The 16,706-nt window shown below is 75.5% G+C and carries 7 protein-coding genes; 6 read left to right on the top strand and 1 reads right to left on the bottom strand.

Features of this window, described 5'->3' with window-relative positions:
• Window positions 1-33: 33 nt before the first annotated feature.
• Window positions 34-1,803 (top strand): ABC transporter ATP-binding protein, encoded by a 1,770-nt coding sequence (locus AMK33_RS24355; protein ID WP_073935078.1) that lies wholly within the window; start codon window positions 34-36, stop codon window positions 1,801-1,803.
• Window positions 1,804-1,945: 142 nt separating this feature from the next.
• On the top strand, window positions 1,946-3,850 hold the full coding sequence (locus tag AMK33_RS24350) for an ATP-binding cassette domain-containing protein (protein WP_073935077.1): 1,905 nt from the start codon (window positions 1,946-1,948) through the stop codon (window positions 3,848-3,850).
• A gap of 40 nt (window positions 3,851-3,890) precedes the next feature.
• Here AMK33_RS24350 and AMK33_RS24345 read toward each other — a convergent pair whose 3' ends face one another.
• On the bottom strand, window positions 3,891-4,487 hold the full coding sequence (locus AMK33_RS24345) for a response regulator transcription factor (protein ID WP_073935076.1): 597 nt from the start codon (window positions 4,485-4,487) through the stop codon (window positions 3,891-3,893).
• Between the two features lie 585 nt (window positions 4,488-5,072).
• Between AMK33_RS24345 and AMK33_RS24340 the strand changes: the two genes are divergently transcribed.
• From AMK33_RS24340 to AMK33_RS24325, 4 genes are all read left to right on the top strand, one after another.
• A complete protein-coding gene (locus AMK33_RS24340; RefSeq protein ID WP_073935075.1) occupies window positions 5,073-5,942 on the top strand; it encodes a DUF4132 domain-containing protein in 870 nt (289 codons plus the stop codon).
• Window positions 5,943-5,983: 41 nt separating this feature from the next.
• Window positions 5,984-10,996, top strand: coding sequence for a DNA-binding protein (locus tag AMK33_RS24335; RefSeq protein WP_073935118.1), 5,013 nt, complete (start codon window positions 5,984-5,986; stop codon window positions 10,994-10,996).
• 64 nt (window positions 10,997-11,060) lie between these two features.
• On the top strand, window positions 11,061-14,627 hold the full coding sequence (locus tag AMK33_RS24330) for a DUF5682 family protein (RefSeq protein ID WP_073935074.1): 3,567 nt from the start codon (window positions 11,061-11,063) through the stop codon (window positions 14,625-14,627).
• Window positions 14,624-16,696 carry an SWIM zinc finger family protein gene (locus AMK33_RS24325; RefSeq protein ID WP_073935073.1) on the top strand — a complete coding sequence of 691 codons (2,073 nt, stop codon included), beginning with the start codon at window positions 14,624-14,626 and terminating at the stop codon, window positions 16,694-16,696. The genes AMK33_RS24330 and AMK33_RS24325 overlap by 4 nt, the downstream gene beginning before the upstream one ends.
• Window positions 16,697-16,706: the final 10 nt, after the last annotated feature.

Raw genomic sequence — 16,706 nt, 5'->3', positions numbered from 1 at the left:
GGTGGACGGACGGAAACGGAAGGAGATCGGCCGGTGCTGACGACCGGGTTCCGGGCGCGGGACGGAGCCGGCGGCGCGGGGCCGGGGCGCGCACCCGAAGTACTGGTACTGCTGTGCTCGGTCGGAGCGGCCGCGGCGACGGTGGCCCAGCCCTTCGCCCTCGGCCGCACACTGGACCTGCTCCTGCGCGACGGCGGAGCCGACGGCGCCGTGGGACGCTGGCTGGCGCTGACTGCCGTACTGCTCCTCGGTGAACTGCTGCTCGACAGCCTCACCTCCCTGTTCACCGGCCGCTGCAACGCCGGCTGGACGGCCTCCGTCCGCTCCCGCGCCTTCGACGGTCTGCTGCGCGCCGTACCGGAGCGCGCGGGGCCCTTCACGCCGGGGGACGTCGGGACCCGCCTGACCCTCAACGCCGCCGACGCGGGCGGCGCCCCGGCGGCCCGGGCGGCGCTGGCGGCCTCGGTGGTCACGCCGGTGGGCGCGCTCGTGGCGCTGGCCGTCGTCGACGTGTGGGTGGCGGCCTGCGTGCTGGCCGGTCTGCCCGCCCTGGCGCTGGTGCTGCGGACCTTCGCCCGCGACACCGGTGCCTCGGTGGCCGCCTACCAGAACACGCAGTCACAGATCGCGTCCCGGCTGCTGGAGGCCCTGGAGGGCGCGGCGACGATCGCCGCCGCGGGGACCGTCGCCCGTGAACGCGCCCGCATACTGGCGCCGTTGGAGGAGCTCGCCGCCCTGGGCCGGCGCATGTGGGCGCTGCACGGACGGGCCCTGGGCCGCAGCGGTGTCCTGGTCCCCCTGCTCACCCTGGCCGCCACGGCCGTCGGCGGCCTGCGCCTGGCGTCGGGCGCCCTGAGCGTGGGCGAGCTGCTCGCCGTGTGCCGGTACGCGCAGCTGACGGCCGGCGTCGGTGGCGCCGCGTCCCTGCTGGGCGCGGTGGTACGGGGCCGCGAGGCACACAACCGGACCCTGGCACTGGCAGGCATGCCCACGCTGGACTACGGGACGCGGCGCCTCCCCCCGGCCGGACCGGGCGATCTCGAACTGCGCGGCGTGCGGGTGGTGCGCGACGGCAGGCAGGTCCTGCGCGTCGACGGTGTGCGGGTGGAGGGCGGCACCACCGTCGCGGTGGTCGGCCGCAGCGGAGCGGGGAAGTCCGTCCTGGCCGCCGTGGCGGGGCGGCTGATCGACCCCGACGAGGGACACGTGCTGCTGGACGGCGTCCGCCTCGACCGGTTGGCCCGGGAGGCGCTGCGCACCGAGGTCGCCTACGCCTTCGAGCGCCCGGCGCCGGCCGAGGGCACGGTCGCCGAAGCGGTCGCCGCCGGCCCCCGGCGGGTGTCGCCCGAACAGGTCCGGGAAGCCTGCCGTGCCGCGGGCGCCGACGGCTTCGTCCGCCGGCTGCCGAGCGGCTACGACACCCCGCTGTCCACGGCGCCGCTCTCGGGCGGCGAGCACCAGCGCCTCGGCCTCGCCCGGGCGTTCGCGCACGCCGGACGGCTGCTGATCATGGACGACGCGACATCCAGTCTGGACACCGCCACGGAGCACGAGGTGGACCGGGCGCTGCGCCACTCGGTACGGCCCGGAACCAGGCTGGTCGTCGCACACCGCCCGTCGGTGGCGGCCCGGGCGGATCTGGTGATCTGGCTGGAGGACGGGGGAGTGCGTGCCGTCGCACCCCATCACGAACTGTGGCACACGGCTGACTACCGGGCGGTCTTCGGCGCCGGTGGCACCGAGGTCACGGCACCGCGTGCGGACACCACGCACCGGCCCGAACCCGAGGGGGTGCGGCGGTGACGCGCGGCGCGGGTACGGGTGACGGGTCCGGGGCGTTGCGCCGTATCGCGCTGCCCGTCTGTTGTTTCCTCGCCCGGGGCACTGAGGCCACGGCACCGGGTGTGTGCGCCGTGTGTCGGTCCCGGCCCGAGGGGGTGCGGCGGTGACGCGTGGTGCGGGTACGGGTGACGGGTCCGGGGCGTTGCGTCGCATCGCGCCGCCCGCCCGTCGTTTCCTCGCCCGTCGCACGGGGGTGTCGGTGCGGCTCGCGCTCTGGTCGCTTGTCGAGACCGGGCAGGCGTTTCTCGTGGGCTACGGCGTCGCCCGCGCCGTCGACCAAGGGTTCCTCGCCGGCGATGTGCGCCGGGGGCTGCTGTGGCTCGCGGTCGCGCTGGTCGCCGTACTGTTCGGCGCTCCGGTGATCCGGGGCGTGTTCACCCAGCTCGCCGGGCTGACGGAGCCGCTGCGCGACGGCCTGGTGCGGCGCGCGGTCGACCGGTCCCTGGCCCGGGCCGTCCTGGGCGGGGCCGGCGGGACGGACCGGGCGGCCGTCTCCCGGCTGACGAACCAGGTCGAGATCGCCCGGGACAGCTTCGCAGGTCTCGTCCTGACCCTGCGTTCTTTCGTCTTCACCGCCGCCGGAGCGCTGCTGGGACTGTTGTCGCTGCACCCCGCCCTCCTCGTGGTGGTGCTGCCACCGCTGACGGGCGGCCTGGTGCTGTTCCTGGTGACGCTGCGGCCCATGGCGGCGGCTCAGCGACGCGCCCTGGCGGCCGACGAGGCGCTGGGCGACCACGCGGCCCGGTCACGGGCGGCGCTGCGGGACCTGACGGCCTGCGGAACCGGGCCCGAGGCGGCGCGGCGCGGCGCGGAGCTGGTCGACGGGGCCGCCGCGGCGGCCCGTGCCCTGGCAGGCTGGGCGGCGGTGCGCACGGCGGCGCTCGGCGTCTCGGGCCAGCTGCCCGTCCTCGCGCTGCTGCTGGCGGTGCCGTGGCTGCGCGGGCGAGGAGTGACGGCGGGCGCGCTGCTGGGTGCCTTCACCTATCTCGTCCAGTCGCTGCTGCCCGCCCTGCACACGCTGATGACCGCGCTCGGCGCGGCGGGGGCCCGGCTGCTGGTCGTCCTCGACCGGATCATCGGCCCGGAGCCGGAGCCGGAGCCGAAGCCGAAGCCGGAGCCGGAGCCGACGTCGGCGGGGGCGAAGGCGTCGGCGGTCGGACACCACGCGCGACCGAAGCCCGCGTACCCGGCCGCGCGCTTCCCGGCCCCCGGCACAGCCGTCACCGCCCGCCCAAGGACGACCGCCGGCACCCGGGCACCGGCTCACGGGGAACGTCCGGCCGCGGCGGTGGAGCTGCGGTCCGTGACCCTCTCCTACGGCGCCCGCGCCGAACCGGTCCTCGACTCGCTCGACCTGTGCGTCGCCCCGGGCGAGCGCCTCGCGGTCGTCGGACCGAGCGGCATCGGCAAGTCGACGCTCACCCGCCTGGTCGCGGGGACGCTCGCGCCGAGCGGCGGCGAGGTACGGGTGGCCGGCCGGGAGGTGACCGGGCGCGCCCCCGCCGAACTCGCCGCGCTGCGTGTGCTGGTGCCCCAGGAGGCGTACGTCTTCTCCGGGACCGTGGGCGACAACCTCGCGTATCTGCGTCCGGACGCGGACCGCGCGGACCTCGACGCCGCCGTCGGGGCCCTCGGTCTGCGGCCGTTGGTCGAGCGCTTGGGCGGGCTCGACGCACCGGTGCGGCCCGCCGGACTGTCCCCGGGCGAACGGCAGCTCGTCGCGCTCGCACGCGCCTGTCTGTCCTCCGCGCCCCTGCTGCTGCTCGACGAGGCCACCTGCCACCTCGATCCGGCGTCCGAGGCACACGCGGAGGAGGCCCTCGCGCGGCGCCCGGGAACGCTGCTGGTGGTGGCGCACCGCTTGTCGTCGGCCGTCCGCGCCGACCGGGTGCTGGTGCTGGACGGGACGGAGGCGGTGTGCGGCACGCACGAGGAGGTGCTGGAACGCTCGCCGCTCTACCGTGACCTGACGGGCCACTGGAACGGCGGCCCGGCCCGGGATCCCTGACCGGGGCCGGCCGTCCCGGGCGGGGTCACCGCACCGCCCGTCACGTCCAGCCGGCGCTCTGGACGATGCGTATCGCGTCGACCCGGTTGCGGGCGCCCACCTTCCGGATCGCCGTGGCCATGTAGTTGCGGACGGTTCCCCGGGACAGGTGCAGACGGGCCGCGATCTCGGCCATCGGCGCCCCCTGGGAGGCGAGGGACAGCACGCTCAGCTCACGGGTGGTCAGCGGCATCTCCGCGCCCTCCAGCAGGGCGACCGTGAGCGTCTGGTCGAGGAAACGTTCCCCCTTGGCGACCGTGTGCACCGCCGTGATCAACCGGTCCGCCGGGGCGTTCTTGTCGACCAGCCCGAGAGCACCGCCGTCGAACGCCCGGCGGAGGATCCCCGGCCGCTTGGCGGTCGTCAGCACGACGAGCCGGTCCCCGCGCCGGGTGGGGAAGGGCGCGTCGTGCGCCTGCCCCGGCCCCCGCAGGCAGTCACCGTCCACGACCCACACGTCCGTCGGCGACATGTCGCGATCCGGCGGTCCGGCGCCGGGTGACATGGACGAGACCTCCAGCGCGGCATCGGACCTGAGCAGTTGCACCAATGCCGACCGCAGTAATTCCTCGTCGTGCACCACGACAGTACGAACCATCTCCCCCACCTCTTGTCAGCGGCTGCGCCTGCGGCAGCCGACCATGCCCCTCCCGCACCACGGGCCGTGTGCCCTGATCCACCCCGGGCCAACACGACGCGTACGCACGTGCGAACCGCACCGGACGTAATCCGCCGTTCCCAGTGCCCCTCGGGGAGGGGAACGGTCGTGCCCGCCCGGCCGAAAACGACGGAGCCACACGCCCTCCGGCGGGCGGTGCCCGCCCCTGCGGAACGCGGCAGCCGGCCGTCACGACCACGCCGGCGGTCCCGTTGCCCTGGTTACGACGGCACATCGCCGGCCGGAGCGGCCGTACCACGCCGGACGAGAGGGACCGGGCAGCGAGTTCGCCCGTCCGGGGTTCGGCCGGAAACAGACATCGTCCAATCTGGCGTGAATCCCACCGTCCGCCCGGACGGGCCGCGCTGCTCGAGACCTTCCCGCCAACCCGGCCCGCGGCGGGCCCCGGTGGACTGTCGGTGGGTGCCTCTAGTCTTTCGACCGTCGTCACAGCGAGGCGCGCCGATCAGGCCGTCGCCGGACGAGCTGTGCCGAATTCCGAGTGGTGGAAGAGGCGAGTAACCCATGGGCTGGCTGGCAGCGGGCGACACGTACGAAGTCGCTCTGGTGGAGGGCAGGGTGGTGGCGCGGTCCACATCGGGACCGTCCCCGGCAGAGCAGGTGAGAACTCTGCCGGAAGAGATACGGGACCGCCCCGAAGTACAGGAACTCCAGCGGTTCGCCGAGTGGCTGGAGCGGCACGCGGCCGAGTGCGCCGCACAGGTCGACACCTGGATGGTCTCCTCGCTGCCGGTGCCGGCCGGTCTGCTGGCCCGGCTCTGGCCCGACGAGGCATGGCGGTCCGCGCTGCGCGACATCGTCGTCGTCGGTGACGGCCCCGACGAGACCGGCTTCCTGCGCGACGCGGACGACTCGGGTGAGCTGCGGGTGGTCGACCTCGACGGCGAGACCGTCCGCCTGACCCCCCGCACGGTGACCATGCCCCACCCCGTCCTCCTCCCGGACCTGGAGGAACTCCGCACGTTCGCCGCCGAGCTGGGCGTGACGCAGGGCGTCGAGCAGATCCACCGCGCCACCTGGCACAAGCCCGCCGGCATCGACGGGTCCGCCGACTCGGTCCGTGAGTTCGCCGGCGCCGAGTACCGCTCGTGGTTCCACCTCTCCTCCCGTATCACGTCCCTCGGCTACAAGGTCTCCGGCAACAGCGCCGTCGACCGGATCCTGGACGGCGGGCGCGTCGTCACCGCCTCGGTCGGCATGAGCAACCCCTACACCGAGGAGAAGGCCTGGACCGGGGGCCTCAGCTGGAGCGACGAGGACGGCTACCGCAGCCTGCCGCTGACCGAAGTCGGCCCCGTCGCCTGGTCCGAGGGCATGCGCATGGCCGCGGCCCTGCACGCGGGCCGCACCGTGACCGAGGACGGCGCCGCGTGAACGACACCACGGCAGCGCACACCCAGGAAAGGCACGCGCTCATGAACGACCCGACGACACGGAACGGCGCGCCGGCGGACCCGGAGGAGCTGCTGCGCGCCGGTGCGGTGCTGCCGCCGGGCACCAGCGGGGCGGGTGACCGGGCCGTGCCCATGTACACCCAGGCCTACCGCCATCCGGGCCTGGACGGCAGGACCGTCGTACGCCTCACCACCGAGGAGCAGACCGAGGGCCCGCGCACCGGTTTCCTCGGCCTCGAACCCGAGGGCGAGCCGGTGGAGGTCGGTCTCGGCCGGCCCCGGGCCCTGGGCTTCCCCGACTGGGTGCTGGTCCACCGCCCCTCGGACGGTCACCTCGCCATGTCCCTGGTCGAGGAGATGAACAAGGTGGCACGGAAGGCGAGATCGAGCCCGAAGCGGGCCCGCGCCACCTACGAGTCGATCGGCGAACGGCTCGCGGGATCCGTACCGCACTTCCTGCCGACCTTCTACGAGCAGGCCGGCCGGGTCTTCCTGGCCGCCGACGAGAAGGCGTACGCGTCCCAGATGTTCGTCAACGCGCGCAAGGCCGAGACGGCCCACGGGCTGCCGTTCGACGAGGCGCGCATGGACGCCGTGTTCCTGGAGTTCGCCCTCGCCGACGCCATGCCGACGAAGGTCCTCTCCAGCTACGCCAAGGGACTGATCTCCCGGGTCCCGGCCACGACGGCGTTCCGGCACCTGCGCGGGCTGTTCGTCCGGCTCGCGGCACACGGGCTGCCCCCGTCGAGTCCGGGCGCGGCCGAACTGCGCAAACTGGCGAAGGCGGTCGCGGGCAAGAACGCGCAGGCGGAGGAGATCGCCTACCTGCGCGAGATGCTGACGCTGCCCGGCACCCTCAAGGCACCGCCCGCCTGGTGGAAGGCGCACCGGCAGGCCCTGCTGGAACTGACCCGGCGGGAGCCCGCCGTCCGCGGCACCCTGCTGGGTCTCATGCCCGAGGAGTGGGAGGGCGAGGACCTGTCCCAGTGGCTGGACCTGCTGGAGAAGTCCGGCGCCACCGCCGGACTGTGCGGGGCCGCGCTGCCCGCCGAGGTACGGTCCCCCGACGGTACGGCCGGGTGGACGCGCAGGTTCCTCCACCTGTGCCAGGTCGACCGCCGGCGTCTCGCCCCGCCGGAGCTCGCTCCGCTCGTCGACCGCATGGCCGACGCGCTGCGCGCCGAACTGCACGCCACCGGCGGCACGTTGCCGCCCCCGGTCAGCGACGTGAACCTCCTCGACCAGCTCCTGTCGCTGCGCGTACCGGTGGCGGAACCGCAGGACGGGCAGCAGCTCGGCCTGACCGACTGGGCCGCCCGCGACACCCGGCGCGACCTCGTCGCGCTGGAGGCGGACACCCGTTTCCGCCCCGCGTTCCGGCGCGGCTGCCCCGAGGACGACAGGGGCAACCACAAGGAGACAGTCCTCACCCTGGCCGAGTCCCCCGGCGGGCGGCCCATGCTCGCCGAATGGGTGGGCGAGGTCAGCCGGAGGTACCTCACCGCCGAACTGCCCGCGTTCTCCGGCTACTCCGGCGTGCTGCGCACGCTGGACTGGCTGCCCGGAGAGGCGCTGGCGGTCGCCGAGGAGGCGGTACGGAACGCACTGAGCACCGGGACCGCCCCCGCACTCGCCCGCACACTGCGCACCGGCGTCCTCGACGAACTGGGCTGGCCCGCTTGGGAGGAGACGCTCCCACCCTGTGAACCGGAGCAGCGCGCCCCGAAGGTCCGGGTCATCGACGCCTGGCCGTACCTCGTCGTCATGACGGGCACCCAGGTCCGGGTGGTCGGCGCGGAAGGCACCGTGCTCACCCACGAGATGCGGCTCCCGCCGGACATGACGGACCGGTTGTGGCGCGTCAGCTGTCAGTACGTGGACGGCGAACTGCTCGTCTGGTGGGACTCGTACTCCACCGGCACCGAGGGCTACTGGAGCCACAGCCCGGACCCGTCGCCGATACCCGTCGGAGGCTACCTCCGCAGCGACAGTGAGGCGGGCGGACGCGACGCGGACCAGCTCCTCGTCTCCCTCCCGCTGCCCGGGGGCGGGCGGACCACCGGCTACGGCGTGCTGCGTCGCGGGGGCACGGTGGTCTGGGCGAGGCGGCAGGTGATCGGCGACGGGACGTCGTACTGGGTGTGGGCCTCCCGGGGGGCCGAGGACAGGCAGCCCACCTGGCGCGCGTACGACCCGGCCGGCGACACCGTGGGCGAGCCCGGGATGCCGGAGTGGTTCGGCGGGGGACCGGGCACCGGCTCCGAGGACCACATGCTGCAGAACTCCTGGCTGCGGCCGGCCCCCACCGCCGTACCGGGTCCGGTGTGCGCCCCCGTGGACGGGCTCCTCGGCTGGCGTCTGACGAGGCTGCCGGACGGCCGGCTGCGGGGCGAGGACCTCGCCGGACGCTCGGTCGTCGTACCGGACGACGGCAAGGACACGTTCCCCCGGCACGCGCTGCGATTCCCCGGCACCGAACAGACGCTGGCCGTGGTCCGGCACTGGAACGCCGTCCGGCTGCTCGACCCGGACGGCACGGTGCTCGCCGAGGTCCCGGAGAACCGGACACACGGGCACTTCAGCGCGGGTACCGCGCTGCTGCCGCCCCTGAGCCACTGGCATCTGCTCCAGCCCCGCGACCCGCAGGGCTCCGCGGCGCTCCGCCGGATCGACGAGGACACCGCGCAGGCGCTGCTGACCGGAGCCGTGGCGGAGCGGCCACGGAATGCCGAGAACCCGGACGAGCCGATCGGGGACGACCAGGACCTGGTGCCCGGACTGGTCCGGAAGCTGCTGCCGGAGGTCGGCCACGAGGCGCTGCGGGCGGGCATCACCGGCATCGTGCGGTACGCCGCCGAGCAGCAGCGCGTCCTGGACGCGGCGCTGGCCCGGCTCGACTCCGCGATCGCCGGAGAGGTGCTGCGGGAGCCACGGCCCAAGGTGGGCGACGGCGTGCTCGGGGCGGCGCTGAACGGCGTCGGACTCACCATCGGCTGGCGCCGCCGGTTCTACGACTTCTACCACCACCTCTACGATCTGCCGGACCTGCTGGGCCGCTCCCTGCGGGGCCTGGCCGAACCGGCTCCCACGGGCCGGACCCACCTCGACATGGCCAAGCAGGAATCCCTGGAGTGTCTGCACATCCCGGCGCTGCCCGTGCTGCCCGCGATCCTGGCGCTGCGGGCCGGCTCGGAGGCCGTCGTGGAGGAGCACCGGCAGGCGCTGGACGCGTACCTCGAGGAGTTCGACGCGCAGGGGCTCACGGACCTGGACCCCGGGCACTGGCGGGGGGTCCGGCTGCGGCTGGACCAGAGCCTGTTCGAGGGACCCGACGCCATTCAGGGGTACCGGGACGCGACCGTGCTAGACCTCGGCGACGGCGCGTTCCTGGTCTTCCCCGAGCACGCGTTCCGCTTCCTCCAGGGCTGGGACCCCGACGGCGAGACCACCGGCCGGCACTACGGAGCGCTCTTCCACGACCCGTCCGGCCGGTTCGAGACACCCGCGCCGTACACCCTGGTCGCCGCAGGACCGCTGGTGGCGGAGCCGACACGGCCGCCCGGCTGGGCCGCGGCGTTCCGTGCCGAGCTCGCCGAGCGCGGACCGGCGCCCTGGTCCCCGGCGGCCGCCGAGGAGTTCGCGCGGCTCACCGGCGTCACCCCGACCATGGCCCGGCTGGTGGTCGCCGGCCTGCCCATGATCGACGACGAGCGCGTGGCGGTGCCCTCGGCGACGCTGAAGACGATCGGCGTGAAGTCGGCCGACGCGCGCGTGGCCAAGGACGAGCTGAGGTCCCTCGACGCGGACGCCCGGCAGACCGTCGTCGCGGCGCTGCTGCCCGCCGATCCGTCCCGGCTGTGGACGGACGGCCCTGACGCAGCCCGCGCGGCCGAGGTGTGGAACGAGCGGTTCGGCCGGCGCGCGCCCATCCCCGAGGAAGTGCTTCACGACGCGGTCCGCGGCGTGGTCTCCCCGGGCTGGGCACCGGCCGAGGCACTGCGCGGCTTCCTCGACGTGACCGCCGAGCCCCGGCTGTCCCAGGACCTCACCTGGAGGATCGGCGCCTACCGCCCGGAGAACACCGAAAAGACGCCCGGCTTCGACGGCGCGGTCCTGAAGGGCTCGGTGGCCCTGGCCGCGTGGCTCGCCCACTGCCTCCCGGCCGGCGACCCGATCCGCGCCACCCTGCCCGGCGTACTCACCGCGCTGCGCGACCGGCTGGCCCACCCCGGCCTGCTGATCGAGGTCGACCGGCGGATCGACTGGGAGGAGTTCCGGCGCGCCGCCGGAGAACCTACCGAGACCGGCGACGACTTCGTGCGCCACGGCGCGGTCGTGCTGGGCACCGGAAGGTCCGAACCCGTCCCCGCCATCCATCCCGCGCTGCTGGACGCGACCGGCAACGACCCGTATCTGACGGCCCTGTTCACCGGCGAGCGGCCCAACGCCCAGGAAACGGCGCTGCGTCTGGTCCACGACCGGCGGTTCGCCGAGCTGCTCGCCGACCCCGGCAACCCGGTGGCGGGCGAACGCGACGCGGACGGGACGTGGTGGCCGCAGGACCCCGCCCGGTCCGTACCCGACCTCGTCACGGAGGTCGCCGAGCGGTACGGCATCAGCGAGGACGCCGCCGTCCTCCACCTGATGCTGCTCACCCTGCCGGACCCCACCGACCGCAACACCGCCCGCTGGACCGGCTGGGGCAAGCAGCGCGGCGGAACGGCCAGGCTCCGGGCCGCCCGCGCCGAACTCGCCGCCACCGACCTCGTCATCGAGGGCAACCGCTCCAAGGCCGGACGCTCCCTGTTCCTGCCCGGCGGCTGGACCCAGCTCACCAACCCGCACCTCCCGCTGGAGCGGTGGAAGCTGCCGATGTACGACCTGCTGGACGGCGAGCGGCCCGTCCTGGGCGCCGTGGTGCCCCTCCGGCCCGTCGCCGCGCTCTACCGCGAGGCCTGGCGCCGGGTCCAGGACGGGGACGGGCCCCAGCTGGAGGAACTGGAGGTGCCGCGACCGCGGAAGAGCCGTCGCTGAGTTCCGTCACGAAGGGGGACGGCCGTCCGTACGGCCGTCCCCGCCGAACCGCCCACCTGGACCCATGACCGCAAGAGCAGAGGTGGCCGCGCTGGCGGCCCGCACGGAGCCGTACCTGATCGGCGTACGGCACCACAGTCCCGCACTGGCCGTCGCCGTGCCCCGGCTGCTGGACGCCGCGGGCGCCGAGGCCGTCTGCGTCGAACTGCCGGCCGACTTCCAGCCCTGGCTGCCGTACCTCTCCGATCCGCGCACCGCGGCGCCGGTGGCCCTGGCCGGCGCGTACGAGGACGGACGGCTGCACCTGTACCCCCTCGCCGACTTCTCCCCGGAACTGGCGGCGATCCGCTGGGCGCGGGACCGGGGCGCGGAGGTGATCTGCTGCGACCTGCCCCTCACGGCACCGGAGTGGACGACCGCCCCGGCGGCCGGCCCGGAAGCGGCCGCGCCGGACGCGGACGACCTGTGGGACCGCACCGTGGAGGCGCTCGCCCCCGGCAGCGCTCCCGACGCCGTGCGCCGCGCCGCCCTCGGCTTCGGCCTGGCCGTGCGCCGGGACCGGGCGGCCCACGGCGGCATCGCGGCCGTCGACCTCGCCCGGGAAGCACACATGCGCCGGGCCGTCGCCGCGGCCGGGGCCGGCGAACGCCGGGTCGCGGCGGTGACCGGCGCCTTCCACACGCCCGGACTGACCGACGAGGACGGGCCCACGGCCGCGGGACAGGCGGCCGGCGCGAGCTCCCCGGTCGTCACCTCCCTCGTGCCGTACGCCTTCGCCCTGCTGGACCCCCGCTCCGGATACCCGGCCGGCATCCGCGACCCGCGCTGGCAGCAGGCGGTGCTCGACGCCGGTGGCGATCCCGGCCGGATACGCGACGCCGCCGCCCGCCTCGTCACCGAAGTGTGCCGGGAGATCCGCGCGGCCGGCCACACCGCGGGCACCGGCGAGGCGATCGAGACCCTACGGCTGGCCTGCGACCTCGGCACCCTGCGCGGCCTGGCGGCACCCGGCCGGGGCGAGCTGCTGGAGGCGGTGACGTCCGTACTGGGCCAGGGGGGACCACCACCCGGCCGGGTCCTGGAGACGGTGCTGGTCGGCACGGGCCGCGGCCGGCTCGCCCCCGGCACACCCCGGTCCGGTCTCGGCCCCTGGGTGGAGGCGGAACTCGCCTCGCTCCGGCTGCCGGGGCCGGGCAGTACCGGCCACCGGGAGGTCCGGCTCTCGCCGCTGCGCTCCGCCCTCGACGCCCGGCGCGAGATCCTGCTCCAGCGGCTCAAGGAGTGCGGGGTGGGCTACGCGGAGCCGGTCGAGGTGTCCGCCGCGGGGGAGGGGAGCGCCCTCACCACACGCTGGCGGGCGGCCTGGACCCCGGCGGTCGCGGCCCGGCTCGACCTGGTGGGCGTCAGAGGGGTCACCGCCGCCCAGGCGGCCGAGGGCACCCTGCGCGCGAACCACCGCCGGGCGACGGAGTCCGGCGGAGTCACCCCGGCGCGGGTCATCGACCTGCTGGGGGCGGCGGCCCGGTGCGCCCTGCCGGACCTGGTCGGCGACTGCCTCACACAGGCCGCGCGGGTCCTGCCCGCGGCGGCCACGCTTCCCGAACTGCTGCGGTGCATGGACCTGTCGGAGTCGATACACCGGGAACACCTGCCCGGCACCACCGAGCGGACACGCCTCCGGGCGGCGGCGCTCCGCGGCCTCCTGCTGGAAGCCGCCGTCCGCACCCTGCCCGGGCTGGCCGGCAGCGACGGGACGGAGGACGCCGTCGCCCTCGTGACCCTGGCCGTCCGCAGCGGTGAGGAACGGCTCGGGCTGCGCCTGGACGGCGAGTTGTACGCGCTCGCGCGCACCGGTTCCCCGCTCGTCCAGGGAGCGTCCCTGGCCGCCCGGGTACTGCTCGACCTCGACAGTTCGGAGCTGCTGGGCAGGAGACTCGCCGACTGGATCGACTCGGCGACGGCACCGGACACCCGGCACCGGCTGGAGCGCCGGCTCGCCGGTCTGCTCGTCGCCGCCGGACCGCTGATCGCGTCCCTGCCCACCTCCCTCGACCCGTTGCTGGAGCGCGTCGAGACCCTGGACGACCGGGGCTTCCTCGACCGGCTCCCCGCGCTGCGCGGCGGTTTCCGGGCACTCACCCCGGACGGACGCGGGCGACTGCTGACGGCCGTGACCGACCGGCTCGGCGCCCGGCCCGACCTCCGGCTCACCGCGCCCGCCGAGACGGCCGGCCGGTGGGCCGAGGCGGACAACGAGGGGCTGGCCCTGCTGAGGGAGCTGGGCCTGGCGGGTCTGGTGAGCCCTCCGCCCCCGGACGGTCCGGCTTTGGACGTTCCGGCCCCGGGCGGTTTCGTCCCGGACGGTCCGGCCCTGGATGCTCCCGCCCCGGACGTCCTCGTCCCGGACGGGCAGACGTCCGCGGCGAGCGGTCGGTGGCCCGCCCGGGGAACGGAGCCCGATACCTCACGCCTCGGCCCCGCCGACCGCTGGCGGCTGCTGCTCGGCCGCGGCACGGCGAAACTCCCCCCGGAGCTGGTGCCGTACGCCCGGGCCCTCGACGAGCTGTTCGGAGCGGAGGGGCCGACCGGGGACGAGGGTGCGGACGGCGGCGCGGAGGAGGCGGGGGCGGCGGCCCCGGACCACGGTGGTGACACGGACGAGCTCACCGCAGGCCAGGGCCCGAGTTACCCCAGTGTCCGGCACTGGGCCGAGGACCTCGAAGCGCTCTTCGGCGCGGACATCCGGGAGGAAGTCCTGGGACGCGCCGCGGCCGAGGGCCGTACGGATGTGATCGATCACCTCGACCCGGACTCGGTACGCCCTTCCGTGGAGCTGCTGTCCTCCGTACTGTCGCTCGCCAGGGGAATGCCCGAGCAGCGGATCGCCCGCCTCCGGCCGCTGGTCAAACGGCTGATCGAGGAACTCGCCCGGGAACTCGCCGCCCGGCTGCGTCCCGCGCTGACCGGCCTCACCACACCGCGCCCCTCCCGGCGCCCCGGCGGCCGGCTCGACCTGCCCCGTACCCTGCGGGCCAACCTCGTCCACAGCCGCCGTCTGGAGGACGGCACCGTCCGGATCGTCCCCGAGCGGCCGGTCTTCAGGACCCGCGCAGCCAAGCAGAGCGACTGGCGGCTGATCCTCGTCGTCGACGTGTCCGCGTCCATGGAGTCCTCGGTCATCTGGTCGGCGCTGACCGCCGCCGTACTGGGCGGTGCGCCCATGCTCTCCGCCCACTTCCTCACCTTCAGCACGCGGGTCGTCGACCTCACCGACCGGATCGACGACCCGCTCTCCCTGCTGCTGGAGGTGAAGGTCGGCGGCGGCACCCACATCGCGGCCGGTCTCGCGCACGCCCGCACACTGGTGACGGTGCCGAACCGCACCCTGATGGTGGTCGTCAGCGACTTCGAGGAGGGCGGCGCGGTCGACGGTCTGCTGACCGAGGTCAGGTCCCTGGTCCTCTCCGGTGTCCACCTGCTGGGCTGCGCCGCCCTGAACGGCGACGGAACCCCCCGCTACTCGGTACCGGTCGCGCGGCAACTCGTCGCGGCCGGCATGCCGGTGGCCGCCCTCAGTCCCCTCTCGCTCGCCCGCTGGGTGGGCGAGCGCCTCCGCGGAGCGACCCGATGAGCCGTTCACTCCCACCCGTCGCACCGGAGGTGTTCGCCTCCGCGGTGGAGATCCTCACCACGAGGCTCCGCGGCAGACTGGACGCGGCCGTCGAGGCCCTGGCCGGCGCACCGGTCACCACCGAGGACGGCACCGTCCGCGTCCGCTGCGGCGAGGACGCCCGGGTGACCCTGACCCCCGGCCCGTCCGGCACCGTCACCGCCCCCGGCCAGGCCCACTGCACCTGCCTCCTGGCCCCACGCTGCCTGCACCTGGCGGCGGTACTGGGAGCCTGCCCGGTCGCCGACGCGACGCCGGCGGCCGACGCGGCCGTCGCGGCGGATCGGGCCCAGCCCGAGGGGCCGGGCCGGGGCCCCGGCGAGGCCCGCGGTCCGCGTCGGACGCCGGCTCCGGGCCCGGTCGCCGACACGACGTCCGCGGTCGACGTGGACCGTCCGGCGGTTCAGGTCCGGCCCGCTGGGCGGGGTCGGTTCGCGGGTTCGGGGCAGGGCCCTGTTGAGGCCGGTGGCCCGCACGGGGCACCGGGTCAGGGCCGGGTCGCCGGTGACGGCCGTCGGGCCGGCCCGGACCGCCCGGCCGCCGCCGACCGACCCGCCGACGACGGTCGCCGGGCCGCCCCCGGCCGTCCCAGCGCCGAGAAGGAGCCGCTCGTCGGTTCGGGGCGTCGGTCCGTCCTTGTTCCCTCCGCCGACCGGACACGGGCGGCCTCCGGGCTCTGGGCGGCGGGGGCGGCCGTGCTGTCCGCCGGGACCGCCGGGGCCGGAGCGGTCCTTCAGGCGGAGTTGCTGCGCGCCGCCCACACCGCCCGCCTCGCGGGTCTCCACCGTGCGGAGGCCGCCGCCCTGGACGTCGTACGCCACCTGCGTGACGAGCGCGACCCGCACCGTCCCCGTGCCCTCGCCGCACTGGTCGACGCCCTGCGGGAACTCCTCCTCGTCACCCACCGGTTGAGGTCCGCCGACCCCGACCCGGCGCTCATCGGTGCCGTCCGCCACCACCACCGCCCCGACGGACCGCTGCGGCTGTACGGCGTCTGCCGCGAACCGGTGATCGGGCCGGGCGGCCTCGGCGGGGTGGTCACCCACCTCGTCGACGACGACGGCCACGCGTACACGCTTCCCGACGTCAAGCCCGGCGGCCCCGCCCGCGCCCGCCGGGCCGGTACCGCCCATGTCGCCCTCCGGTCCTTCCTGAGCGACCACTTCCGGGTGTCCCGCGGCGGCCTGATCGTCACCGGAGCGGTCGTCGCCCCGGACGGCCGCCTGCTGCCGGAACCGGGAGTCCGCGTCACCTTCGCCGCCGGACGGCCCTGGCCCCCGTCGGGCCCGGACCCCGACGGAGCCGGGTCCACCGCGTCACTGACCGCCCGTGACGTGGAGATCGTCGCCACCGACGGCGAGGACCTGCTGGTCCGCGTACTGCCGGGGCGGGCAGCCGGACCGGTCCGGCTGGCCCCCGCACTCCGTCATCCCTCTCTCGCCCACACCGCGAACCTGCGGCGCCTGGGCGAGCACCCCGGGCTGCGGATCCGGGTCGTCGGACGCCTCGACCCCGACCGGGTCACGACCCTCCGCCCGCTCGCCGTCGCCCCGGTACCCGGCGCGGAGGCGACCCTGCGCCTGCCGGACGACTGGCAGGGCCGCGCCGATCTCGGCTACGACCACCTCCGGGACGACCACTTCCCGGCGGACCTGCCCTGCCCGCCCGAACCGGCCCCTGCCGGTCCCGTGGACGACTCACCGCTCTGGCGCGTCCGCCGGCTGGTCGAACTGGCCGTCGCCGGGGGACGCCGGGCCGCCGCCGAACCCGCGCGCGGCGACGACCTGCGCGGCCACGCCACCGCGCTGCGCCGCGACGGGTTCGTCACCGGCGCGGCCCTGGCCGCCACGCTCGGCGCGGTGGCCGCCGACCGCACCCGTGACGCGTTCGGCCGCCTCGACGAGGGCGGTCCCGACCGGTACACGGCCCAGTGGCTCGCCACGGCCGTGTACCTCACCGGCACCGAGGCGGCGCTGCGCCGTGACAACTGGCTCGGCCACGCACCGGGTTCAGCCGGGTCCGCACGGTGATCCGGCGCGG

It is taken from the genome of Streptomyces sp. CB02400 (assembly GCF_001905725.1).
Taxonomy (GTDB): Bacteria; Actinomycetota; Actinomycetes; order Streptomycetales; family Streptomycetaceae; genus Streptomyces; species Streptomyces atrovirens.
The sequence above is the reverse complement of the archived record's forward strand: the minus strand, read 5'-3'. Positions and strand labels throughout refer to the sequence as shown.